At 71.4% G+C, this 23957-nt stretch carries 24 protein-coding genes; 15 read left to right on the top strand and 9 right to left on the bottom strand.

Annotated elements, in window-relative coordinates; all coding sequences use genetic code 11:
* The first annotated feature begins 365 nt into the window (after window positions 1-365).
* The 9 genes from ACFVJX_RS32935 to ACFVJX_RS32975 all read left to right on the top strand — a co-directional run bounded on the left by ACFVJX_RS32935 (window position 366) and on the right by ACFVJX_RS32975 (window position 7107).
* Entirely contained in the window at window positions 366-656 is a 291-nt protein-coding gene (locus tag ACFVJX_RS32935) for a helix-turn-helix transcriptional regulator (RefSeq protein ID WP_384127207.1), read from the top strand.
* Between the two features lie 111 nt (window positions 657-767).
* The gene (locus ACFVJX_RS32940; protein ID WP_384127209.1) at window positions 768-1388 is read left to right on the top strand and encodes a DUF2975 domain-containing protein; all 621 of its coding nucleotides are present in this window, start codon (window positions 768-770) and stop codon (window positions 1386-1388) included.
* Window positions 1388-1609: a helix-turn-helix domain-containing protein gene (locus ACFVJX_RS32945; protein ID WP_384127211.1), complete on the top strand. Its 222-nt coding sequence runs from the start codon at window positions 1388-1390 to the stop codon at window positions 1607-1609. The genes ACFVJX_RS32940 and ACFVJX_RS32945 overlap by 1 nt, the downstream gene beginning before the upstream one ends.
* A gap of 118 nt (window positions 1610-1727) precedes the next feature.
* Window positions 1728-2216 (top strand): DUF3515 domain-containing protein, encoded by a 489-nt coding sequence (locus ACFVJX_RS32950; protein WP_384127212.1) that lies wholly within the window; start codon window positions 1728-1730, stop codon window positions 2214-2216.
* A gap of 171 nt (window positions 2217-2387) precedes the next feature.
* The gene (locus tag ACFVJX_RS32955) at window positions 2388-2882 is read left to right on the top strand and encodes a hypothetical protein (RefSeq protein ID WP_384127213.1); all 495 of its coding nucleotides are present in this window, start codon (window positions 2388-2390) and stop codon (window positions 2880-2882) included.
* A gap of 86 nt (window positions 2883-2968) precedes the next feature.
* A complete protein-coding gene (locus tag ACFVJX_RS32960; RefSeq protein WP_384127214.1) occupies window positions 2969-4624 on the top strand; it encodes a hypothetical protein in 1656 nt (551 codons plus the stop codon).
* Between the two features lie 33 nt (window positions 4625-4657).
* Window positions 4658-5404 carry an ABC transporter ATP-binding protein gene (locus tag ACFVJX_RS32965; protein WP_384127216.1) on the top strand — a complete coding sequence of 249 codons (747 nt, stop codon included), beginning with the start codon at window positions 4658-4660 and terminating at the stop codon, window positions 5402-5404.
* Window positions 5401-6618, top strand: a complete 1218-nt coding sequence (locus ACFVJX_RS32970; RefSeq protein WP_384127217.1) for an FtsX-like permease family protein — start codon at window positions 5401-5403, stop codon at window positions 6616-6618. The genes ACFVJX_RS32965 and ACFVJX_RS32970 overlap by 4 nt, the downstream gene beginning before the upstream one ends.
* 105 nt (window positions 6619-6723) lie before the next feature.
* Complete coding sequence (locus ACFVJX_RS32975) at window positions 6724-7107, top strand: VOC family protein (protein WP_384127218.1); 384 nt, start codon at window positions 6724-6726, stop codon at window positions 7105-7107.
* Between the two features lie 96 nt (window positions 7108-7203).
* Here ACFVJX_RS32975 and ACFVJX_RS32980 read toward each other — a convergent pair whose 3' ends face one another.
* The 3 genes from ACFVJX_RS32980 to ACFVJX_RS32990 all read right to left on the bottom strand — a co-directional run bounded on the left by ACFVJX_RS32980 (window position 7204) and on the right by ACFVJX_RS32990 (window position 9437).
* On the bottom strand, window positions 7204-8223 hold the full coding sequence (locus ACFVJX_RS32980; protein WP_384127219.1) for a CU044_5270 family protein: 1020 nt from the start codon (window positions 8221-8223) through the stop codon (window positions 7204-7206).
* Entirely contained in the window at window positions 8220-8870 is a 651-nt protein-coding gene (locus ACFVJX_RS32985; RefSeq protein ID WP_384127221.1) for an RNA polymerase sigma factor, read from the bottom strand. The genes ACFVJX_RS32980 and ACFVJX_RS32985 overlap by 4 nt, the downstream gene beginning before the upstream one ends.
* Window positions 8871-8987: 117 nt before the next feature.
* Window positions 8988-9437 (bottom strand): hypothetical protein, encoded by a 450-nt coding sequence (locus ACFVJX_RS32990; RefSeq protein WP_385746473.1) that lies wholly within the window; start codon window positions 9435-9437, stop codon window positions 8988-8990.
* A 630-nt stretch (window positions 9438-10067) separates the two neighbouring features.
* On the opposite strand from ACFVJX_RS32990, the gene ACFVJX_RS32995 reads away from it, so the two are divergent.
* Entirely contained in the window at window positions 10068-11591 is a 1524-nt protein-coding gene (locus ACFVJX_RS32995) for a carotenoid oxygenase family protein (protein WP_384127223.1), read from the top strand.
* A gap of 212 nt (window positions 11592-11803) precedes the next feature.
* Here the strand turns inward: ACFVJX_RS32995 and ACFVJX_RS33000 are convergent, their stop codons facing one another.
* Genes ACFVJX_RS33000 through ACFVJX_RS33010 form a run of 3 tightly spaced genes read right to left on the bottom strand, consistent with a single transcriptional unit; the run spans window position 11804 to window position 14971 of the window.
* Window positions 11804-12640: a sugar phosphate isomerase/epimerase family protein gene (locus ACFVJX_RS33000; protein ID WP_384127224.1), complete on the bottom strand. Its 837-nt coding sequence runs from the start codon at window positions 12638-12640 to the stop codon at window positions 11804-11806.
* On the bottom strand, window positions 12637-13782 hold the full coding sequence (locus tag ACFVJX_RS33005; protein ID WP_384127226.1) for a dihydrodipicolinate synthase family protein: 1146 nt from the start codon (window positions 13780-13782) through the stop codon (window positions 12637-12639). Before ACFVJX_RS33005 ends, ACFVJX_RS33000 begins: the two co-directional genes overlap by 4 nt.
* Before the next feature lie 37 nt (window positions 13783-13819).
* Window positions 13820-14971 (bottom strand): Gfo/Idh/MocA family protein, encoded by a 1152-nt coding sequence (locus tag ACFVJX_RS33010; protein ID WP_384127228.1) that lies wholly within the window; start codon window positions 14969-14971, stop codon window positions 13820-13822.
* A gap of 139 nt (window positions 14972-15110) precedes the next feature.
* Between ACFVJX_RS33010 and ACFVJX_RS33015 the strand changes: the two genes are divergently transcribed.
* Window positions 15111-16214: a LacI family DNA-binding transcriptional regulator gene (locus tag ACFVJX_RS33015; RefSeq protein ID WP_384127230.1), complete on the top strand. Its 1104-nt coding sequence runs from the start codon at window positions 15111-15113 to the stop codon at window positions 16212-16214.
* A gap of 115 nt (window positions 16215-16329) precedes the next feature.
* Window positions 16330-17118, top strand: coding sequence for a sugar phosphate isomerase/epimerase family protein (locus tag ACFVJX_RS33020; RefSeq protein WP_384127232.1), 789 nt, complete (start codon window positions 16330-16332; stop codon window positions 17116-17118).
* Window positions 17119-17135: 17 nt separating this feature from the next.
* Here the strand turns inward: ACFVJX_RS33020 and ACFVJX_RS33025 are convergent, their stop codons facing one another.
* A complete protein-coding gene (locus tag ACFVJX_RS33025) occupies window positions 17136-18038 on the bottom strand; it encodes an EamA family transporter (protein ID WP_384127234.1) in 903 nt (300 codons plus the stop codon).
* A gap of 100 nt (window positions 18039-18138) precedes the next feature.
* Between ACFVJX_RS33025 and ACFVJX_RS33030 the strand changes: the two genes are divergently transcribed.
* A complete protein-coding gene (locus ACFVJX_RS33030; RefSeq protein WP_384127236.1) occupies window positions 18139-19047 on the top strand; it encodes a LysR family transcriptional regulator in 909 nt (302 codons plus the stop codon).
* A gap of 151 nt (window positions 19048-19198) precedes the next feature.
* Window positions 19199-21049, top strand: coding sequence for a glycoside hydrolase family 3 protein (locus ACFVJX_RS33035; protein ID WP_384127238.1), 1851 nt, complete (start codon window positions 19199-19201; stop codon window positions 21047-21049).
* A gap of 215 nt (window positions 21050-21264) precedes the next feature.
* Here ACFVJX_RS33035 and ACFVJX_RS33040 read toward each other — a convergent pair whose 3' ends face one another.
* Complete coding sequence (locus ACFVJX_RS33040) at window positions 21265-22743, bottom strand: S28 family serine protease (protein WP_384127240.1); 1479 nt, start codon at window positions 22741-22743, stop codon at window positions 21265-21267.
* 97 nt (window positions 22744-22840) lie between these two features.
* Window positions 22841-23278, bottom strand: coding sequence for a hypothetical protein (locus ACFVJX_RS33045; protein ID WP_384127242.1), 438 nt, complete (start codon window positions 23276-23278; stop codon window positions 22841-22843).
* Between the two features lie 173 nt (window positions 23279-23451).
* Between ACFVJX_RS33045 and ACFVJX_RS33050 the strand changes: the two genes are divergently transcribed.
* Window positions 23452-23949, top strand: coding sequence for a hypothetical protein (locus ACFVJX_RS33050; protein WP_384127244.1), 498 nt, complete (start codon window positions 23452-23454; stop codon window positions 23947-23949).
* Window positions 23950-23957: the final 8 nt, after the last annotated feature.

A 23957-nucleotide genomic window follows, 5' to 3' on the forward strand; every position in this document is an offset into this window, starting at 1 on the left:
GAGACAGCCCCCCCCCCCCCCCGGCCGCGTCGCCAGCGAGCCGAGTGAGCTCAAATTTCCCTCAACTCGCTGTACTTGACCCCGCCCCCTACCTTTACTGAGCGCTGACTCCCTGGCGCGGGAGGCCATCCGACCTGAACGGCCTTACCCCGCACAGGCCTTACCGAGTACATCGGAACGAAGGCGCCATCCGGATCCACCGGAAGAGGACCGGCCTTCGGCCCCGACCGAGCAGTCCAGGCACCGCTGAGACCACCGCGGTGCAGGGCCGCGGCGGTCGAGTGAGTCGACGCGAGCAAGGGGCGGCCAGCTGCAGCGGTCACCCCCGATACGAACGGGGGAACAACATTTTGACCCATCTCACGATGAACCATCAGGAAACGGCGTCACCGGACAACTCCAACCGCCCCTCGGGCGCGCCACCCGTGGCGGGCGATCCTCAGGCCATCCCCTCCCTCACTCCTCGGGAGCGGCAAGTCCTCACCCTGCTCGGCCGCGCCGCCGACAACCGCGAGATCAGCCGTCGGCTCGGTATAGCGGAGCGCACCGTCAAGGCTCACCTGACCAACCTCATGACCAAGATCAAGGTGACCAGCCGCACCGCGGCGGCCCTGTACGCCTATGCCCACCACGGCCGTATCGACAGCCACGCATAGCGTTCTCGCAGGCGTTCAACCCCTCGCGACCGGGGCGCGCTTGACATCTCGCATATCGCTTATCGATACTATCGATAAGCGATATGCGAGATGAGCGCGGCAGGGGGAGCCATGACGGTGAAGTTCGGATGGAGCGGGCGGGACAATCGGCTGCTGGAGGTGGTTCTCCGCCTGGCCGGCGTACTGACCGGCGTCTTCGGCATCCTGATCCCGGTCCTCGGCGTGGTCGGCGCGATCGATCCGGTGGACACCCGCGGGGTCGGAATCGGGACCGCGACCCGCGTGCCGGCGGACACGACCGCGGCGGCGGTGGATCACGGGATGACCATCACCGGCACCGACCGGGCCGACCTCACCCTCACCCATCCGGGTTTCGGCGAGCGCCTGTTGCTCGCGCTGCCCGGTCTCGTCGGCAGCCTGCTCCTGCTCCTCGCCCTGTTCCTCCTCCTGAGGATCGCCAGAACGCTGCGCGACGGCGACGTCTTCGTGCCGGAGAACGCCCGCCGCCTCAGCATCATCGGACTGGCGGCGCTGGCGCAGGCCGTTCTCTCGCCGCTGCTGCCGGCGCTCACCACCCAGCTGCTGGTGCGGGGCACAGCCCTGACCGACGAGATCCCGTTCACGGCCACCTTCACCGGCGCGTATGTACTGCTCGGCTTCCTGGTCCTGGCCCTGGCCGAGGTCTTCCGGCGCGGCACGAAGCTGCGCGCCGACACCGAAGGGCTCGTCTGATGCCACCGGAGGTGCACCAGGTCCTGGTGCACCTCGACCGGCTGCTGGCCGAGCGCGGCATGACGCTGTCCGAGCTGGCGGCCAGAGTCGGGGTGACGGTGGCCAACCTCTCCGTCCTGAAGAACGACCGGGCCAAGGCGATCCGCTTCTCCACCCTCACCGCGATCTGCCGTGAGCTGGACTGTCAGCCCGGCGACCTGCTCAGCGTCCGCACCGACTGATCGCGCCCGCGGCGGGCGCCGGTCGCCGTGCCCGGTGTCCCCCGCGACCGCTCCCGTCGAAGAACGCTGCTCGCGTTCCGCGAAACGACCCTTGCGCAACTCGAACGAAGGATGACCCATGAAGACGATCCCCGTCCGGCGTCTGGCACAGGCCGGCGTGATCACCGTCTGCGCCGTCACCGCTCTCGCGGCATGCGGGAGCTCGTCACGCTCCTACAACGTCTCGGGAGCTCCGGGCGGCGACAGCGCGACCTGCACCCGCCTGGTGGACAAGGCCCCGCAGAAGGCGGGGGGCCACGGACGCGAGGACTCCGACCCGAAGGGCACGGCCGTGTGGGGCGACGGCGACGTGATCCTGCGGTGCGGGAACATCTCGGACGTCCCCGAGTCGGCCCCCTGCACGTCGGTGAAGGGCGTCGACTGGGTCGTGAACGAGAAGAAGAGCCGGGACGGGATGAAGACGGTGCTCTCCTACGGACGCGCTCCCGCCGCCGAGATCGCGGTCTCGGAGCGGGTGAAGGACAAGGACACCGTCATCCGTGAACTGTCCACGGCGGTTTCGGCGCTGACGAAGCAGAAGGCGTGCGCGGACGCGAAGCGGGGCTGAGGGCTCCGCGCGACGGCCACCGGACGGCATCGCCCTGGAGGGCACGGTGCCCGAAGGTGCGATGGTGGCCGGAGTAACGAGAGCGTAAAAATCTCCCCAAGACGCACCCGCCGATCGTCCACGGTCTCGGATGCGTGATCGAAGAAACAGTCATTTCCACGGGGAGAATTCATGCGTACTTTCTCACGTCTGGCCTCGGGCGGCGCCGCCGCCGTGGCCGCAGGCGCGCTGCTGTTCGTTGCCACGCCCGCACATGCCACGTCCGCCTCCAACACCTGGGGCATCCCGGGCAACCACAAGATGCAGGTGAACGCCTGGCACTGCGGCACCTACGTCAACGACTGCAGCTGGACCGCGTCGACCAAGCTCTACAAGGGCAAGGCCCACGAGAAGGCCCAGTGGGTGCAGAACCGGGCCATCCTGGCCGCTCACGGCGTCAAGGTCTCCATAAAGATCTCGAAGAACCCCGAGGCGACGCTGAAGATGACCAGCAAGTCCCAGGGCGAGGTCCGCTGGAAGAACACGAAGTCCTGGATCTCGGACACCAACGGCAAGATGAAGCCCAGCAAGCTGACCGTCTACGTGTCGACGAAGTCCTGCGGCTCCGCCAAGCTCACCAGCAAGATCAAGTTCACGGAGAAGTGCGTCAGCGCCGGCGCCGCCTGATCCGCACCTGACACCGCGCACCACCTGACCGCCTCTGCCCCCGCCCTCACAGCGGGGGCAGAGTTCTCGTACGGGGGAGAACGAACATGTCACGCGCCAGGAGAGTCGCCGGAGGATCGGCATGGGCGCTCGCCGCGGCCTGTCTCGCGTCGTCGGTCGCCGGCTGCGACACGCAGGACGGCAGGCCGGAGAGCAGGGAACCGGGCTACGTGGAGAGCCTTGTCAGCCAGACCAACGGCCTTTACTACCACCCCTTCCTCCGGGAAGAGCGCGGCGGCCCCGAAGCGCAGTCCTACGGCCTGCGCGTCCTGGCCGAGACCGACGCGAAGCCGCGGGTCACGGTGGGGACGAAGACCGCCGCGGAGCTGCGCTCCACCGCGCTCAAGTCGTCCGCGCTGTGGGGGAGGTACTGGCTCGTTCCCCTGCGCGGCGCCGGCGCACCAGGGGTGCTCGGGCGGGACGACGCGCGGGCGGCGGAGAAGCTGCGCTCCCCCAAGGGCTGGTACGAGGACCCCACCCTCGATGACAAGAGCGACAACGGACATCTGAGCGCCACCTGGGCCGCGTTGGAGCTGGAGTCCGCCACCGGTTCCCTCGACGGGATCCCCGCCGCGGACGTAGCGGCCACGGTCCGCTGGCTGGGCCGACTGGCGCAGGACGGGCCGCCGTTGGAGACGGCCGCGGTCCTGGCGCGCTGCTTCCACCTGCTCGGCGAGCCGGTCCCCGCCTCCCTGACCTCGGCCACGGCCCCGGAACCCGGCCGGTTCACCGAACGGCCGGAGGCCGAACGCGCCACGCTGCTGGAGGACACGTACAACTACGTACTGCTCCAGGAGTCAGCCGGCCGCAAACCGCGCGTCGACCGCGCGACTTGGCAGCAGGCCCTGAACCACAATGTCGCCACCCTCGACTACGAGCAGCTCTACAACCTGGTGCACATACTGCGCGCCACCGGCAGCCCCGCCCGGGCGTTCCCCTCGGTCGTCCGACGGCTGGAAGGCGAACGCCTGCCGGACGGGACGATGTCCGACCCGTCCTCCTACCTCGGCACCCCCGACGCGTCGCTCTTCGTACAGCGGCTGCGGGGCCTCGCCGGGTGGCCGGTGCGCGACGAGAACCTCCTGGCCGCAGTCGAGAAGCAGGCCGATTCCCCGGACGCGCCGCGCGACGGCGCCACCCGGCTGACCATGGCCGCGCTGGAGCACGGCGCCGGTGGCCGGGCGCTCACCGCCCAGGAGGCGGCGCTGTGCCGGGACCCCTCGACGGTGCCGCCCACGGTCACCGCGGACAACGTGTCGAACTGGCAGCGCACGGCGTGGGACTGCGTGGACTCCGGCGTACCGGTGCCCGCTCCCTCCGTCGCGCGCTGGGACCTCGACGGCCTGGAGGGTGTGCAGGCCGCCGCCACGCTGGTGATCGGCCTGCACCAGACCGGCCACGAGGACAGCGTCCCGGGGTGGCTGACCGCGGACCGGCTCGCGAAGTGGGCGGCGGACGCGGGCCCTCGCGCGAACGTCTACGACCGCGCGCTCATCGTCCGCGCCCATCTGCTGCTCGGCGGCCACGCCGAAGAACCGGCCGTGGGACGCCTCGCCGCACAGCTCAAGGGGCACCGCGGCTGCGCGGGCCTGCCCGGCCTGTACCGGCCCGACGACGAGGCGGGCTGCGACCTCAAGACCACCTGGGCCGTGTGGGAGCTGGACAAGGCACTGGACGGAAAGCTGCGGGCCCTGCCCTCCTAGGGCCCCGCGAGACGGAAAGGGAGTGCAACCTCCTTGAGCACACTGCTGACAGCGGACGGGGTGGGCAAGTCCTACACCCGGCGCGGACGACGGGTCGACGTCCTCGACGACGTCGACCTCACCGTCGGGCCGGGGCGCGTCACCGCACTCGTCGGACACTCGGGATCGGGCAAATCCACCCTCCTGCACATTCTCGGTCTGCTGACCAAGCCCGACACCGGCCGGGTGGTCCTGGAGGGCCGCGACACCAGCGACCTGAGGGACGACGTCCTCGCGGACCTGCGCCGCAGGCGTCTGGGGTTCGTCTTCCAGTCCTACAACCTGCTGCCGCAGCACAGCGCCCTGCGCAACGTTCTGCTCCCGTACGCCGGCAGGCGCGCCGAGGGCGAGGCGCGGGCGCGCTCCCTGCTGGAACGGGTGGGACTGGCGGACCGGTGTGACCACCGTCCCGGCGAGCTGTCAGGGGGCGAACAGCAGCGCGTGGCCCTGGCCCGCGCGCTCGTCAACGACCCGCCGCTGCTGCTGGCCGACGAACCCACCGGCAACCTGGACCGCGAGAGCGAGGCCGTACTGCTGGAACTGTTCGGGGAGTTGGCCCGGGACGGGCACGGCGTGCTGGTCGTCACGCACGACCAGGCCGTCGCGGACGCGGCCGACGTCGTCCACCGCCTCGGCCATCAGTCGACTGCCCCGGACGGACCCGATACGCCGGACGCACCGGACACCACGAACGGCCGTCCCCGGGCTCGCGCCCGGGGCGCGCGGGAGGACGCGCTGTGAACCTTCTTCAGGTGGCGTGGTGGAACGTGCGGGCGCTGCGCAGGCGGCTGGCAGGACTGGTGGCCATGATCGCGGTCGCCGGCGCGGTGTGCCTGAGCGCCATCGGGATCACCTCGGCCTCGCAGGGGTCGACGACCAGCCAGGTCGGGGAGTCGACGGCGAACCGTTCGATCACGGTGGACTCTCCGGACGACCGCCCCGACACGGCACAGCTGACGGAGTCGACGGCGAAGCGCCTGGCGGGCATCCCCCACGTGGAGTCCGTCCAGCACCGGCTCCAGGTGTCCATGCCCGTACGGGACAACCCCGAGGGCGCTGACCTGCTGTACGCGACGACCTACCGCGCGGCGCTCGCACCGCCGGTGGTGAAGTCGGTGCGGGACAAGCTGTTCCCGCTGCGCCGGGGAGAGGTGGTCTTCCCCGCCTCGACCCACGGCGTGGACCTGTCGTCGATGGTGGGCCGGACGGTGACGGTGGACGCACACCGCTACGTACGGCCCGGCGTGGGCAGCACGGTCAGCAGCCGGGTCAAGGTGGTGGGCCTGTACGACCCGAGCTGGCAGCTGGACGGCCCGGACACCGCGTACGCGGACGACGGCAGCGTGGTGGAATGGGCGGCGGCCGCAGCCGGCCTGACCACCGGCGACTACCGGCGCACGTCGGGCTGGGACCAGCTGACGGTGGTGGCCGACAGCGCCGCCCAGGTGCCGCACGTGCTCGCGGCCGTGCAGCGGATGGACTACCCGGCCGTCACCCTGCAACAGCAGCTCCAGGCACTCCCCGGAGTGCTCACCCTGGTCCGGCTGACCGGAAAGGTGCTGCTCGGCGTCCTGGCCGTGCTGGCGTTCACCGGGGCGGTCACGGTCACGGGCGCTCTGGGGCGCCAGCGGGCCCAGGAGGTGGGCATCCTCAAGGCGGTGGGTTTCCGCAGCCGGTCGGTGACGGCCATGCTCGTGGCCGAGATGGCCATCGCCGGAGTGGTGGCGGCGGCAGCCGGTGCGCTGCTGGCCGTGGGCGTGTCCGGGGCGGCCGCGGCCGGGCTGCGGCGCATCGGCGACGTCGCCCCGTACGTGCAGGACGCGGTGCCGCTCCCCGGAGCTCCGACGCTCATCGCCCTGTCCGTCGCCACGGTCGCGGTGGTGGCCGCCGGCGCCGTGTTCCCGGCCCGGCGCGCTGCGCGCATGTCGCCCACCGAAGCGATGAAGGACTGGTGACCGCCGTGCGGCCGCCCTGGACGAGGCCGGGGACTCCGGAGCGGCGGAAGGGGCCGCCGCCGAGGTGCTGGTGTTGCGCGCGGTGCTCTGGGCAAGCTCTCGTGCATGGTCTCGGTTTTGCAGAATGTGGCGATCGACTGCGCGGATGCCTATGGGCTGGCCCGGTTCTGGAGTGAGGTGCTCGACTGTCCGCTGCACCCGGACGACAACCCGGGCGATCCGGAGATCGACGTGATGCTGCGGGAGGGACCACTGCTGCACTTCAACCAGGTGCCGGAGCCGAAGACGGTCAAGAACAGGCTTCATCTGTGCCTGCGTCCGGAGTCCACGCGCGAGGAGGAGGTCGAGCGGCTGCTGAACCTCGGGGCCGCTCTCGTCGACGACCGCAGGGAACCCGACGGTGCCGGCTGGGCCGTCCTCGCGGACCCCGAGGGCAATGAGTTCTGCGTCCTGCGCAGTGCGGCCGACCGGGCGGCGACGTCCTCCTGATGCGCACGCGCACCGGCGCGCGCCTCCGCTGACGCCCGGGCCCGGGTCGGCCGGCCGAGCGACCGGCCGACCGACCTGGTGCCCGGCCCCGGCTCCTTACGGGCGCCGGCCCTTCGCGTCCACGACCGCGCGTTCGAGGACGGCGCTGGTGGACAGCACCTGACCGGCCTCGATGCCGTCCTTCGCCTTCGTCGCGACGCTGCGGCTGCCGATGAGTTCCAGGGTCTTCCTGTCGAAGACCAGCTCGTCACGGACGCCGTCGTTGTACGCGTCGTAGCGGGCGACGGCCACTCCGTGCCGGCCGGCGGCGTTCACCGCGTCCGGCACCACCATCACCCCGCTGATCCTCGCGACGGCACGGAAGAGCGCGGCACTGGTCTCCGGCGGCATCAGCGACTCCCTGAGGAGTTCCCCGGCCAGCACGAACGCGTCCTGATCGCCGTTCTTGTCCGAGTCCCCCGACTCCCCCTGGGAGCGGAGCCACTTCAGCATCGCGTCCGTGGTGGTGGGCAGGGTCTGAAGGTGCCGGTAGCTGGTGCTCACCTCGTATCCGGGCCTGCCGGGTGCGGGATCGCGTTCCAGCTCCTCGTTGTCCAGCCCGCCGCCCGGTTCGCGGAGCAGCCCGGGGCGGGTCCCGTCGACGGACATCCACACCTCGCGACCGTGCAGGGCGGCGAGCTTCGTGTCGACGCCCTCCCCCACCGTCGCGGCTGCCACCCTGCTGCGAACGTAGACGAACTGGTCGTCGCGGACGGTGCCGCCCGCCGGCGACCTGGCCGCGACCGTCGCGATGCGGTCGAGCAGCTTCGCCGCCCCGCCGGTGGTGTCACCGTTCACCCTGGGCGCGAAGGCGTAGGTGGCCCTGCCATCCCTTCCCACCGGTGCCGCCGAACCGTCCGAGCCGGTCACCGCGAACCCCGCGACGACCGCGAGAGCCAGCGCTCCCGCGAGCGCGGGTCCGGCGACGGCCGGCCTCAGCCACTTCCTGCGACGGGCCGCCTTTCTGTCCTCGTCCGCTGCGGGGGTGTGCCGGATCTCGCGCATCAGGTGCTCCTTGAGATGACGGTGACGGCCCGGCGGAAGGTCCTTCTCGGGGAGCGACGTGTTGTCGTTCATCGGTTTCCCTCCTGAATGGGCTGGGCCGCGTGATTGCGGCCATCTCTCACCTGTCGTGGGCGGCCGGGCGGTTCCCCTTTTCCGGTGACCTTTCCGCCGACGCTTCCGCTCGCCCTCCCGGCGGCCTTCGCGAGCTTCTTCCTGGCCCGGGAGAGCCGGGAGCGGACCGTGCCCTGTGGGATGCCGAGTGCCTCGGCGGCGGCCGCGTAGTCGAACCCGGACCACACGCAGAGCGCGAGCACCTCGCGTTCGCCGCGCCTGAGGGTGTCCAGCGCCAGCCTTACGGCGGCCAGGAGTTCGGCGTCGTCGACCCGGCTCGCGACCTCGTCGGCGAAGTCGCTCACCGGGCTCCCCGGGGGCAGCCGCGCCATCGCCGCCGCGTGCCGGCCGACGGCGCGCCGGGTGTTGCGCACGACGTTGGTCGCGATCCCCAGCAGCCAGGGGCGCACCGATCCCCCTTCGGCGTCCACCCGGCCGCGCAGCCGCCAGGCTTCGAGGAACGTCAGCGAGACGACGTCCTCCGCGGTCGACCAGTCCCCCGTCAGCCGGAACGCGTGGTTGTACACGGATCGTGCGTACCTGTCGAACAGCTCCGCGAAGGCGTCGTCGTCCCCGTCCCGGATCCGGACCCGCAGTTGTGTCTCCATGTCCCTTGACCTGTCCGGGGGTTCAGGGGTGGTTCCCGTGACCTGCGTCACAGCACCGGTGGTCGGTGTCCATTGCCTGGCAGCCGGTCAACGGCTGGGAGCGGCGGCCTTCTCGTCCTACTTGAACTTGTACGAGCAGGGCTTGCCCGCGCCCTCCTCGGTCTTGACGACCGTCTTGCCGTCGACGGTGATCGAGCACGCCGCCGCGACGAGCCTGCCGTCGGGCCTGGTCACGTTGCCGGGCGTGACGATCACCAGCCGACCGACCTTCCGCTCGGCGCCCCGCGCGGCGATGGTGGCCGTCTTCTTCCAGGGAAGGGTCACCTGCTCGAAGCCGTCTTCATCGAGGGTGTACATGACTGAGCCGGTGCCTGCGCCCTTGACCTCGATCGTCACCTTGTGAGGAGTGCCTTCCTCGACCGCATCGCCGGACTCCTCCGACGTGTGCGACGGCTGGGCGGGGCTTTCCCCTTTGCTCTCCGCTGCGGATTCGTCCGCGCCACCGCCGCAGCCCGCCAGCAGGACCGCGGCCACGACGAAGGCAGCCCCGGTGAGTGTCTTACGCATTTCAACCCCCATGATCGTTCCCACCGGACGATGTTCGGCCGCCAGGAATTCTGGGAGATCTTAAGGGCTGTCCCGTTGACCTGGTGGATCAGGGCGCGGCGTCGGATGGGGTGCATCGCAAGGCGGAGGGACGTCCGCATGCTCAACGCGACGAGGCGCCTACTTCAGCGGGTACAAGAGCGGCAACCTGGCAGAGGGCACCAAGGTCTACATCCAGCTCTGCGCAGTCAAGGGCTCCAACTACTACTGCAGCGTCCCCTACGGCGGTCACGCATAACCACACGCAGACCGGCGGCTACCGGACGCGTTTCCCCGCCCGCCCCGGCAACCGCGGGGCGGGTGCCCGCCCCCACCGGCCCTGCTGTCGTATTCTCCCCCTTCGGCTGGTCGTCGTTCGTCGAGGCGATCAAAGACGGCCGGCTCAGCGCCTGAGGAACGCCTCTCGCAGGTCTTGGTCCCGGAGAAGACCGGCGCATCGGCCGCGCTTCAACATCACCTCGCCCTCGGACCCCATCGAAACAGGGGGCCTGGCACCACCCCAGGGCGGTGTCCACCCCTCCTGACCCGGCCCGTCTTCCGTCGCAGACTCATGACCGTGGCTCACAACAACGGCGGTCAGGAGCAGGGGACATGACGGAACACACACGACGCACCATGTTGCGCGGGGCTGCGGCCGTGGCTGCGGCAGGCGGACTCGTCGGTGCCGGAGCCGGCGTCGGATCCGGTGCCCAGTCGGCCGTCGCCGCGCCGGGGTCCCCGGGGACGGCGAAGCGGCGTTTCCCCTTCCTGGAGGGGGCGTTCGCCCCTGCCACCGAGGAGTTGACGGCCTTCGACCTGCCGGTCACCGGGCGCATCCCGCACGAGCTCAACGGGCGCTATCTGCGCAACGGCCCCAACGCCCTGGGCCTGGAGGACCCGCGCGCCCACCACTGGATGCTGGGCGACGGCATGGTGCACGGGGTCCGGCTGCGGGGTGGCCGCGCCGAGTGGTACCGCAATCGCTGGGTGCGCTCCTCCCAGGTGGCGGAGAAGCTCGGCGAGCCGTACCCGGGTCCGGTGCCGCCGGACGACTTCGCGGCCAACACCCATGTCATCCCGTACCGGGGACGGATCCTCGCGCTCCAGGAGAGCGGGCCGCTGCCGTACGAGCTCGACGACGAGCTGAACACCGTGGGCACGCATGACTTCCGGGGCACGCTGGAGGGCTCCTTCACCGCCCACACCAAGTTCGACGCGTACGCCGGTGAGCTGCACGCCATCACGTACTACCCGACCTGGGACCACGTACGGCACCTGGTCGTGGACCCGACGGGCCGGGTCTCGCGCACCACGCGCATCCCGGTGGCGGACGCGCCGATGATCCACGACTTCGCGCTCACCGAGAACTACGTGGTGGTCTTCGACATGCCGGTCACCTTCGACCAGGCGGGGGCCGAGCGCGGCGACCCGGTGCCGTACGTCTGGAACCGGAGGCATCCGGCGCGCGTGGGCGTCCTGCCGCGTGCGGGCGGCGCGATCAGGTGGTTCGAGGTGGACCCGGTCTTCTACTCGCACACCCTGAACGCCTACGAGGAGGGGTCGGACATCGTCGTCGACCTGACGACGTTCCCGGCGCCCTTCCTCGTCGCGGGCAACGGCTCGGGCGGTCCGTACGGAGCGGGCACCGGCCGGCTGGAGCGCTGGACGATCGGCCTCGCCCACGGCCGGGTACGGACGCGGACCATCGACGACCGGCCGCAGGAGTTCCCGCGCGTCAACGAAGCGCTGGTGTCCCGCCGGCACCGCTACGGATACTCGGCGGCGGCCGCGGAGATGACGCTGGCCTATCTCACGGTCGACGGCGGCGATCCGCCGGACCGGGCGTTCGGCAACGCGCTCTTCAAGCACGACCTGCTGCGCGGCACCGCGCAGGTCCACCGGCTGCCCCGGGGCTCGGCGGCGAGCGAGGCCGTGTTCGTCCCCTCCGACCCGGTCGGCCGGAAGGCGGACGAGGACGACGGGTACGCGATCGCGTACGTGCACGATCCCGACCGTGGGGCATCGGACCTGGTGATCCTCGCGGCCCAGGACTTCACGGGCGAGCCGGTCGCCCGTATCCATCTGCCCGGGCGGGTACCGCTGGGCTTTCACGGGAGCTGGATCCCGGACGCCTGACCTCCCCGTACGGCGAACCCGCACAGCGAAACGGGGCCCGGTCTCGCGACCGGACCCCACTCGCTTTCCCCCTCGGCCGGAGCTTCCTGATCCCCCCCGGGTCCCACCCCGGAAGCGTCCGACGGGAGATATGACCCGGCACGGTGCTCAAGGGTTGTACGCATCGGCCGACTTTCTTGCCGCACGGGCCCCGAACGGCTGGATGCGCGGGCTCAGCAGGCGTGTTCCACGTACCGGGCGGCGACCTCGGCGAGCACCTCGTCGCCGTCGCGCGCCCACAGCTCCTCGTTGAAGATCTCCACCTCGATGGGACCGTCGAAGCCGGTGGCCTCGACCGCCGTGCGCAGGGCGCGGAAGTCCACGCTGCCGTCGCCGAGTTGTCCCCGGCCGAGCAGGACACCCGCCGGGAGCGGGGTGATCCAGTCGGCGAGCTGGAAGGAGTGGATGCGGCCGCCCGCGCCCGCCCGGGCGATCTGGGCGGGTGCCTGGTCGTCCCACCAGAGGTGGTACGTGTCGACGACGACCCCGACCTGTCCGGCCGGGAAGCGCTCCGCGATGTCCAGGGCCTGGGACAGGGTGGAGACGACGCAGCGGTCCGAGGCGAACATCGGGTGCAGCGGCTCGATGGCGAGGCGCACCCCGCGTTCGGCCGCGTAGGGCGCCAGTTCGCCCAGGGCGTCGGCGATGCGTTCGCGGGCGCCGTACAGGTCCTTGCTGCCGTCCGGGAGGCCGCCCGAGACCAGGACCAGGGTGTCGGTGGACAGGCCCGCCGCCTCGTCGAGCGCGGCGCGGTTGTCGTCCAGGGCGCGGGCCCGTTCGGCGGGGTCGAGGGCGGTGAAGAAGCCGCCCCGGCAGAGGCTGGTGACGGACAGGCCCGAATCGGCGAGGAGTCGGGCCGTGCGCTCGACGCCGTACTCCTGTACGGGGGCCCGCCACAGGCCGACCTGGCCGATGCCCGCCTTCACGCAGCCCTCGGCCAGCTCGGGCAGCGACCACTGCTTGATGGTCTCCTGGTTGATGGAGAGCCGGGAGAGGTCGTTACTGGTCATCGGGGGCCTCCTTGCACGGTGAGCAGGGCGCGCATCCGGGATTCGGCCAGCTCGGGATCGGGGAACAGGCCCAGGCGGTCGGCCAGTTCGTACGCCTTGGCCAGATGGGGCAGCGAGCGGGCCGACTGCAGTCCGCCCACCATCGTGAAGTGGTCCTGGTGGCCCGCCAGCCAGGCGAGGAACACCACGCCCGTCTTGTAGTAGCGGGTGGGCGACTGGAAGAGGTGCCGGGACAATTCGACCGTGGGGTCGAGGAGTTCACGGAACCCCTTGGTGTCACCGGTGTCCAGGACCCGTACCGCGTGCGCGGCCAGCGGGCCGAGCGGGTCGAAGATGCCGAGCAGGGCGTGGCTGAAGCCGCGGTCGTCGCCGGCGATCAGCTCGGGGTAGTTGAAGTCGTCGCCGGTGTAGCAGCGCACCCCGCTCGGGAGGCGGCGGCGGACGTCGATCTCGCGTTCCGCGTCGAGCAGGGAGATCTTGATGCCGTCGACCTTGTCGGGGTGTTCGGCGATGACCTGGAGGAAGGTGTCGGTGGCCGCGTCGAGGTCGGCGGAGCCCCAGTAGCCGTCAAGCGCGGGGTCGAACATCGGGCCCAGCCAGTGCAGGACGACCGGTTCGGCGGCCTGGCGCAGCAGGTGTGCGTACGTCTCCAGGTAGTCCTGCGGGCCCTTCGCGGCGGCGGCGAGTGCGCGGGAGGCCATCAGGATGGCCTGGGCACCGCTCTCCTCGACAAGAGCGAGCTGCTCCTCGTAGGCGGAGCGCACCTCGGCGAGCGAGGCCGGGCCGGCGGGGAGCTGGTCGGTGCCGACGCCGCAGGCGATGGCACCGCCGACGGACCGGGCCTCGGCCGCCGAGCGGCGGATCAGCTCGGCGGCGCCCGTCCAGTCCAGGCCCATGCCGCGCTGGGCGGTGTCCATGGCCTCGGCGACACCGAGGCCGTGCGACCAGAGGTGGCGGCGGAAGGCGAGGGTGGCGTCCCAGTCGACGGCGGCCGGTGAGTCGGGGCTGGTGTCGGCGTACGGGTCGGCGACCACGTGCGCGGCCGAGAAGACCGTACGGGAGGCCAGGGGCGCCTGCCCCGGTGCGAGGTCGAGCGGGGTGGTGCGGGGCTCGTACGGCCCCTGCGGGAGGTGGATGGTCATCGTGTCTGCTCCCGGGCGGCAGTGGTGGGGCGCGGTGTCACAGGGTCAGCTCCGGGACGTCGAAGCGGCGGCCCTCGGCGGAGGACCTGAGGCCGAGTTCGGCCAGCTGGACGCCCCGGGCGCCGGCCATCAGGTCCCAGGCGTAGGGCTCGTCCAGCACGATGTGGCGCAGGAACAGCTCCCACTGGGCCTTGAAGCCGTTGTCGAAGACGGTGTTGTCGGGGACTTCCTGCCACTGGTCGCGGAAGGACTCGGTGGCCGGGAGGTCCGGGTTCCAGACCGGCTTGGGGGTGGCCGAGCGGTGCTGGACGCGGCAGTTGCGCAGGCCCGCGACGGCGGAACCGTGGGTGCCGTCGACCTGGAACTCGACGAGTTCGTCGCGGTTGACGCGGACCGTCCAGGAGGAGTTGATCTGGGCGACGGCGCCGCTCTCCAGCTGGAAGATGCCGTACGCGGAGTCGTCCGCGGTCGCGGCGTACGGCTTGCCCTGCTCGTCCCAGCGCTGCGGGATGTGCGTCTGGACGTGCGCCTGGACGGTGGAGACCGGGCCGAACAGCTCGTGGAGCACGTACTCCCAGTGCGGGAACATGTCGACGACGATGCCGCCGCCGTCCTCCGACCGGTAGTTCCAGGAGGGGCGCTGGGCCTCCTGCCAGTCGCCCTCGAAGACCCAGTAACCGAACTCGCCGCGCACGGAGAGGATCTCGCCGAAGAAGCCGCCGTCGATGAGGCGCTTCAGCTTCAGGAGGCCCGGCAGGAAGATCTTGTCCTGGACGACGCCGTGCTTGATTCCGGCGTCGCGGGCGAGGCGGGCCAGTTCCAGGGCGCCCTCGACATCGGTGGCGGTGGGCTTCTCGGTGTAGATGTGCTTGCCGGCCGCGACGGCCTTCTTGATCGCCTCGACCCGGGCCGAGGTGACCTGGGCGTCGAAGTAGATGTCGATGGACTCGTCCGCGAGGACCGCGTCGAGGTCGGTCGACCACTCGGTGAGACCGTGCTGCCCGGCGAGCGTTTCCAGGGCGTGGGCCCGGCGGCCGACGAGGACCGGTTCGGGCCAGAGCACGTCCCCGTTGCCGAGGTCGAGGCCGCCCTGCTCGCGGATGGCGAGGATCGAGCGCACCAGGTGCTGCCGGTACCCCATGCGACCCGTGACGCCGTTCATGGCGATGCGCACTGTCCTGCGTGTCACGAAGGTTCCTCCATACAGCCGTAGCAAGCGCTTTCTATACGGGATGACGCTAGCCTGCCGACAGCGGCCTGGACAAGAGGGGGCACGCTGATCGGTCCTCCCCCCTCATCACTCCTCGATCACTCCTCGGAGGAATGCGATGACAGTCACCCTGGCGGACGTGGCGGCCCGCGCCCGGGTGTCCCCGGCCACCGTCTCCCGTGTGCTGAACGGCAACTACCCGGTGGCGGCGTCCACTCGGGAGCGGGTACTGCGCGCGGTGGACGATCTGGACTACGTGCTCAACGGGCCGGCCAGTTCGCTCGCGGCCTCCACATCCGATCTGATCGGAATCCTGGTCAACGACATCGCCGACCCGTTCTTCGGGATCATGGCGGGCGCGGCCCAGTCGGAGATCGGCGGTCCGGGCGACGGCTCGGGCCGGGCGGGCGGCGAGAAGCTCGCCGTCGTCTGCAACACCGGCGGCTCACCGGCCCGTGAGCTCACCTACCTCACCCTGCTCCAGCGCCAGCGCGCCGCCGCCGTCGTCCTCACCGGAGGCGCGGTGGAGGACCCGGCGCACCAAGCCGCGATGTCCGCGAAACTGGCGAAACTCGCCGACGCGGGCACCAGGGTGGTGCTGTGCGGGCGGCCCCCGCTGCCGGACGGCGATTCGGTGCTGGCCGCGCTCGCCTTCGACAACCGGGGCGGCGGCCGGCGCCTCACCGAGCACCTGCTCTCGCTGGGCCACCGCCGGATCGGCTATGTCGCGGGGCCGCTGGAGCGGACCACGACCCGCCACCGGCTGGAGGGCCACCGCGAAGCGATGCGGGCCGCGGGCCTGTACGGGGACGGCACGGGCACGAAGGAACGCCCCGCGCACGCGCGCGACGAGGACCGGCTCACCCTGCACGGCTCCTACGACCGCGGTTCCGGCTACGACGCCACGGTCGAGCTGCTGCGCCGCGAGCCGGGGATGACGGCCGTCGTGGCCGCCAACGACACGGTGGCCCTGGGGGCCGCGGCGGCGGTCCGCGACCGCGGGCTGCGCATCCCCGAGGACATCTCGGTGGCCGGCTTCGACGACCTGCCGTTCTCGGTGGACGTGGTCCCGGCCCTGACGACCGTACGGTTGCCGCTGTTCGAGGCGGGGGCGCGGGCGGGGCGGCTGGCGATGGGCAAGGAGACCCCGCCGCCCGGCGGCATCGCGACGATTCCGGCGGAGCTGATGGTGCGCGGGTCCACGGCGGTGCCGAGGGTGTGACTTGGTTCCCCGGGACCGGGGCATCCGTAGGTCAGGCCATGAGCAGATGGAGTGCCTGCCGCCGCCCGTCCGTACGGTGCGGGGGCGGGGCAGGTACCGATGGAAGGACTCGCACGTGAAGCTCGCTTTCTCCACCCTCGGGGTGCCGGGGCTGCCGATATCCGAGGTCGTCCGGCTGGCCGTCGAGCACGGCTACCAGGGGGTGGAGCTGCGCGCCCACCCCGAGGAGCCGGTGCATCCGGGGCTCACGATGCTCGAACGGGCCGATGTGGTCGAGGAGTTCAAGCGGGGCGGGATCGGGATCCTGACCGTGGCCGGCTATGTCCGCGTCGCGGCGGAGGGGGACGACCAGCCGGTGCTGGACGAGCTAGCCGCACTCGTGGGCCTGGCCCGGGACCTGGGCGCCCGGAACGTCCGCGTCTTCCCCGGCGGCGGCGACCAGGACCCCGCAACGGCCGACGCGACCGCCGCCCGCAGGCTGGCCGCCGCCGCTCCGTACGCCGCGGACATGGGCGTACGCATCCTGCTGGAGACCCACGACTCGCACCGCGCGGGGGCCGCGGTCGCCCGGGTGGTGGGCACGGTCGGACACGGGAGCATCGGCGCGCTGTGGGACATCATGCACACCTGGCTGGCCGGTGAGGAACCGGTCGCGAGCCATGCGGTGCTGGCCCCGCACCTGGGATACGTACAGGTGAAGGACATCGCGTCGGCCGAGGACACCGAGCCGTTGGCACTGGGCGCCGGGGTGCTGCCGCTGCGGGAGTGCCTGGACACCCTGGACGCGGACAGCTGGGTCTGCTGGGAGTACGAGAAGCGCTGGCACCCGGGGGCGGCGGATCTGCCGGGCCTGCTCGACGCGGGCCGCGAGCACCTGCTGCGGCTGGGCGCGCCGAAGCAGTAGGGCCCGGCGCCGGCCCCTCAGACGGGGGCCGGCTCAGGGGTCTTCGGCGTCTCGGCCCGGGGCCGTCGCGTCCCCGAGAGGGACGTCAGCGCCACCCCGCCGACCAGCAGTGCGGCCGCGCACCAGCGCAGCGGGGTCACCGACTCGTCGAGCAGCAGCGCCGCCGAGGACATTCCGAAGACCGGGACGAGCAGGGTGAACGGGGCGACGGACGACGCCGGGTACTGCCTCAGCAGGAAGCCCCAGGCCCCGAAGCCGAAGACCGTGGTGATCCAGGCGACGTAGACGATGATTCCGGCGCCGCTCCAGTCGAGTGCGGCGAGTGCCTCCGTATCGCGGTGCCAACCCTCGAAGAGCAGGGAGAGTCCGAGCAGCGGCAGTACGGGCACGGTCGAGACCCACACCATGAAGTTGAGGGCGTCGGGCGGGGCCGCCCTTCGGGTCAGGACGTTGGAGACGCCCCAGCAGGCCGCCGCGACGACCACCAGGACGAAGGCGAGCACGGGCCCGCTCGCCCCTTCGTCGACCGCGGCCACCCCGATACCGGCGAGGGCCACGGCCATCCCCAGCACCCTTGTCCGCCCCGGGCGTTCGCCGAGCACGAGCGCCGCGAAGAGGGCGGTGAAGACGGCCTGGACCTGGAGGACCAGGGAGGAGAGGCCGGCGCCCATCCCCCGGTCCATGCCGATGAACAGCAGCCCGAACTTGGCCACGCCCAGGGCCAGCCCGACCCCCACGATCCACTTCCACCCGACTGTGGGCCGACCGACGAAGAAGACCGCGGGCAGCGCCGCGACCAGGAAGCGCAGGGCGGAGAAGAGCAGTGGCGGGAAGTGGGCGAGACCGAGCTCGATGACGACGAAATTGACACCCCATACGGCTGCCACCAGGGCGGCCAGGGCGATGTGAAGGGGACGCATGACCTGAGGATCACCCGCACCGACCATTTAGCACCAGCGCGGATTTCTTCATGGTGAAATTGAGTGTTGCTAATGAATCAGTGAGATCCAGGAGGCCCCGGTGCTCGATCTCTCCCGGCTGCGCGCCCTGCACGCCATCTCCGTGCACGGTTCCGTCGCGGGCGCCGCGGCCGCGCTCGGCTACACCCCGTCCGCGGTCTCGCAGCAGATCACCAAACTGGAGCGGGAGACCCGCACGACGCTGCTGGAACGCCGTGGGCGCGGGGTCGCGCTCACCGAGGAGGCGGTCCATCTAGCCGCCACCGCGCAGCAGTTGCTGGCGATCGTGGAGCGGGCCGAGACGACGCTGGAGGAGCGCAGGGGGCTGCCGACGGGCCGGCTGTCCATCGGCGCGTTCGCCTCGGCGGCGCGCGGGCTGCTGCCGGGAGTGCTGGCGGAGCTCGACCGCGAACACCCCGCGCTGGACGTCCGGATGACCGAGGTCGATCCACACCTCTCCGTCGATCTGGTGGCCAAGGGCGTCATCGACCTGGCCGTCGCACACGACTGGGACATCGCACCGCTGCCCGCCCCGGAGGGCGTGGCACAGGCCGTGATCGGCGACGACCGCTGCGATCTGCTGGTGCCCGCGGACCACCGCCTGGCGGGCCGGGACGGGGTGCGCCGCGAGGAGCTGGCGAAGGAGCGGTGGATCTGCCAGCCGCCGGGGACGGTCTGCCACGACTGGCTGGTGCGGACGCTGCGCACGGCAGGCTACGAACCGGACATCAGGCACCAGGCCGAGGAGAACCACACCCAACTGGCGCTGCTCGCCGCCGGTCTGGGCGTCGCCATGATCCCCCGGCTGGGCCGGGGGCCACTGCCGGACGGGGTGGTGGCCGTGCGGATCGATCCGGTGCCGGTACGCCGGCTGTACGCGCTGTGGCGTACGGAGGCGGCCCGCCGCCCGGCGATCACGGCGGCTGTCTCCGCACTTCAGGCGCACGGTGCGGGCGTGGAGCTGCGGTAGCCACGGCCGCCTCCGGGGTGCGGGCCCCGGAGCCGGGGACGCGCGCAAAACGGTCCGCACCCTTGACCGGAAGTTATTTTCTGGATATCCGTGCTCCTTGGAAGTTTCTTTCACCACCCCCTCGTCACCGAGTACGGCCGAAGGAGCTCACGTGCACCACCGCACCTCCAGACGCACCCTCCTCACTGCCACCGCCGCCGCCGCAGCCCTCGCGGCGACGGGTGCGACAGTCGCCCCCGGCGCCGTCGCCGCCCAGAGACCGTCGGGCGGCAGCCACGACTCCGCCGCCACCACCCGGCGGCTGAAGCGGCTCATCTCCCGGATGAGCCTGGAGGAGAAGATCGGCCAGCTGTTCGTCATGCGGGTCTACGGGCACTCCGCCACCGACCCCGACCAGACGGACATCGACGCCAACCTCGCCGAGATCGGCGTGCGCACCGCGGCGGAGATGATCGCCAAGTACCACGTCGGCGGCATCATCTACTTCACCTGGGCGCACAACACCCGTGACCCGCACCAGATCGCCGAGCTCTCCAACGGCATCCAGCGGGCCGGTCTCGCGGGGCCCACTCCGCTGCCACTGCTCGTCTCGACGGACCAGGAGCACGGCATCGTCTGCCGGGTCGGAGAGCCGGCCACGCTGATGCCCGGCGCGATGGCGCTCGGCGCGGGGCGCTCGCGCTCCGATGCGCGCAGGGCGGGGCAGATCGCGGGCGCCGAGCTGGCCGCGATCGGCATCTGCCAGAACTACGCCCCGGACGCGGACGTCAACGTCAACCCGGCCAACCCGGTGATCGGGGTGCGCTCCTTCGGCTCCGACCCGCAGTCGGTGGCCGGGATGGTCGCCGCCCAGGTGAAGGGTTACCAGAGCGCCGGGATCGCCTCCACGGCCAAGCACTTCCCCGGCCACGGCGACACCAGCACCGACAGCCACACGGGCCTCCCGGTCATCAACCACACCCGGGAGCAGTGGGCGGAGCTGGACGAGCCGCCCTTCCGGGCCGCGATCGCCGCGGGCATCGACTCGATCATGACCGCGCACATCGTGGTGCCCGCGCTCGACCCCTCCGAGGACCCGGCGACCCTGTCCCGGCCCATCCTCACCGGCATCCTGCGCGAGGAGCTCGGCTACGACGGCGTCGTGGTCACGGACTCGCTCGGCATGGAGGGCGTACGCACGAAGTACGGCGACAAGCGGGTGCCGGTGCTCGCCGTGCAGGCGGGCGTCGACCAGCTGCTCAACCCGCCGAGCCTGGACGTCTCCTGGAACGCCCTGCTGGACGCCGTCAAGAGCGGTGAGATCAGCGAGGCCAGGATCGAGGAATCGATCCTGCGCATCCTGCGGCTGAAGACGAAGCTGGGGCTGTTCGACGACCCGTTCGTCAGCCGCCGGGACGTGGACCGTACCGTCGGCATCCGGTCGCACCTGGCCGCCGCCGACCGGATCGCTGAGCACACCACCACCCTGCTGGCCAACGAGGGTTCGCTGCTGCCGCTGTCGCGCCGCTCGCACCGCGACCTGCTGGTGGTCGGGGCCGACCCGGACTCCCCGTCCGGCACGACGGGTCCGCCGACGGCCACCCTGGCCGCCGAGTTCAAGGCGCTGGGGTACTCGGCCACCGCCCTGTCCACCGGCACCGCGCCGGCTCAGGCCGACATCGACGCGGCGGTGGCGGCCGCGCGGGGCAAGGACGCGGTGGTCGTGGGGACGTACAACGTCACGGCGAGCAGTTCGCAGCGCACCCTGGTGAGCGCCCTGGCCGCGACCGGCGTCCCGGTCATCACCGTCGCGATCCGCAACCCGTACGACATCGCCCAGCTGACCGGGACGGGACACGCGGCGAGCCTGGCCGCGTACTCCTGGACGGATGTCGAACTGCGGGCGGCGGCCCGGGTGATCGCGGGCCGCGCCCGGCCGGAGGGCACCCTGCCGGTACCGGTCCAGCGGGCGGACGATCCGGCACAGGTGCTGTACCCGGTGGGCCACGGCCTGTCGTACTAAGGGCTGTTCCGTACTCCCTGGTGGATCAGCGCGCGCCGGCGGATGCGGTGCATCGCAAGGCGGCGGGACGTCCGCATACTGGTGTATTCGGGCGTTCCGACAACGCGGCGAGGCGCCGTAGCCGGCGTCGCGCGCCCGCCGGGGATCACGGGACAGCTCTTAGGGGCGCCCGCCCTGCGGTGGTGGCCCGGCGGGGCCACCACCGCGGGGTTGCGCTACGGGCGCCGGTGGCCGAGCCGGTGCTCGGTCGTCAGGTCCCGCTTGTCGAGGACCGCGTCGAACTTCGCGAGCGGCTTCGCCTTCGCCGGGTCCGCCTGGACGGCGGCCGGGGCGACGCCCGCCCAGCGCAGGATGGCCGCGGTGGCCGTGGCGTTCTCGGCCGGGACGAGACCAGCGACGGTCGCCCCGTGGTTGCCGCCGGGGACGGTGAAGACGTGGCTGTCCCGGGCGCCGGCACCGAGCCGGAAGCGCTCCGCGCCGTACGGGTCGTTCTGTCCGTACACGTACAGCATGTGGTCGGCGTGGTGCCGCACCCAGTTGTCGATGTCGCGCATCACCCCGGGCTGGAACTTCATCGGGATGGAGCGCGGAACGAAGGTGCGGGGCGGCTGGTAGCCGTACCGGCTGAGCTTGCCGAGCCAGGGCTGCTTGATGTCGGGCGAACCGAGCTGGGTGCCCGCCTGGTAGTAGTACGGCGTGTACGTGTCCAGGCCCTGGTCCGCGTAGGCGGAGAAGCCGGAGATGGAGTCGACGCTGTCCCAGATCGCCTGGTCGGTGGCGGTCTTGGCGTCGGGGACGGTGTCGCAGTCGGCGAGCAGGCTGTACTGCCAGAACGCCCAGACGTAGTCGAGGACGACGGCCTCGTACGCCTTGTCGAGGGAGCCGACGGTGGTGAAGGTGTAGCCGTTGTCTGCGGCGTACTGCCGGTACTTCTCCTCCAGCGGTTCCCGGCGGACGAGTGCCTCGCGCTGTACGCCGTTCAGCTTGTCGCGGCACTCCTTGGTGCCGACGCGGGCCAGGAACCGGTCGTACGTCGAGTCCTCCTTGTCGACCACGTCGTTGGGCGCGACGTACGCGACGACGCCGTCCATGTCCTTCGGGTAGTAGCGCTCGTAGTACGTGGCCGTCATGCCGCCCTTGGAACCGCCGGTGGTCAGCCAGTTCTTCGAGTAGATCTTCTTCAGCGCGGTGAAGACCCGGTGCTGGTCGGCCGCCGCCTGCTGGATGTCGAGCTTGGACCAGTCGGCGGGCGACGGGCGGGACGGAGTGAAGAAGCGGTACTCCAGCGAGACCTGGTTGCCGTCGACGATCCGGGTCGGCTCGGAACGGCCGGGGCTGGTGGAGACGTTGTATCCGCTGGTGAAGAAGACCGTCGGCCGGGAGACGTCCTTGTGCAGCAGGGTGATCCGCTGCTGGAACGTCCCCCTGGACGGGTGCCGGTGGTCGACCGGCTGGGTGTAGTCGAGGACGAAGTAGCGGTAGCCCGGATAGGGCTTCTCCTCGACGAGGCTCATCCCCGGGATGGCCAGGACCCGGTCCTTGATGTCCGTGCTCGTGCCGCGGTCGCCGTCACCGACCGCGGCACGGACGGCGGCCGGTCCGGCGGCGGTGGCCGCCCCCGCGGAGGCGCCCGTCGCACTCACCGTGCCGATGAGCACCGCGAGCGACAGGAGTCCTCTGAGCGCCTTGCGCATGCACCCTCCCCTTGATTCACAACAGAGGTCGTGAACCTAGCGGGGCAACACCGGTGCCGCCAGACCCCCTTGCCGCGCGCCCGGACACGTCACCCGGTCAGCACAGGATCCAGTCCGTGGAGCCGGTCTTCCCCGAGATCGTGCCGGACACCCGCACACAGCGGTTCAGCGCGTGGACCGTCACCGGCCCGGCCTGGCGCGTGAAGCTGCCGCTGTCGACGACGGGCCGGCCGCCGCGCGGCTGGATCTGGACGGACATCCTGCGGCGCGCGCCTGGCTTGGCCGCGACCGCGAGGGCACAGGCGTAGGAGCGGGTCCGGTAGACGCGCAGCTCGCCCGTGCCGAACTTCAGCGTCTTCGCCGGCCGTCCCGCGCAGACGGACGCGGCGCTCGCGCCGGTCGCCCCGGCCCCGCCGGAAAGCAGTCCGAAGACGGTGGTGAGGGCCAGGACCAGGATCAGCCGCCGGACGGAGCTGCCCTGTCCGCCGAGCCCTTCGGTCCGTCTGATTGTCGCTCTCTTCACCAGCAACCCCATCGCCTCATCGAACACATGCGCCCTTGCCCGACACGTGGACGCACATGCGTGTATCTGCGTACGACGCGGGAGGCCATCCGGAGGTTGCACCCGGCGCGCTCCACATCCCGGGCAACCAAATCGCCACACGATGGCTCCAACAGGACAGAGCCATACGAAAGGCAGGCACCGCCATGACACAACTCCGCACCGTCCAGAGCCCCCGTGGCCGTCGCATCATCGGCCGCACGCTGCTCGCGGCCGCGCTCCTGACCGCCGTCGCCGCCGTCCCGGCCGCCGCCGCCTCACCGCAGCGGGCCGCCGTCTCGGCGCCGGCCCACGACGAGCTCGCCGCCTCCGAGACCGAGCAGGTCGCCCACTTCTACGGCGCGTACATCGACGCCGTCGCCGCCGAGGACGGCGGCGGCCTCGCCACCGCGCTCCGCGGCTTCTACCTCACACCGGATCTGCGCCAGGAGCTGAGCGACTGGGAGGCGACCAACCACGCCGACGGCGTACTGCGCGCCCAGGACGTACCGGCCGCCTTCCGCGTCACCGCGGGCGACAGCGGCGCCGGCCACACCTGGTCGCACGTCCGGCTCACCTGGGGCTCGGCGGCGAACCCGACGTACACGTATCTGACCGTGCAGTCGGAGCTGGCGACGGGGAAGATCTCCGGCATCCGCGAGTAGCCCCCGGG

The organism is Streptomyces sp. NPDC127177, from assembly GCF_042672475.1.
Lineage (GTDB): Bacteria > Actinomycetota > Actinomycetes > Streptomycetales > Streptomycetaceae > Streptomyces.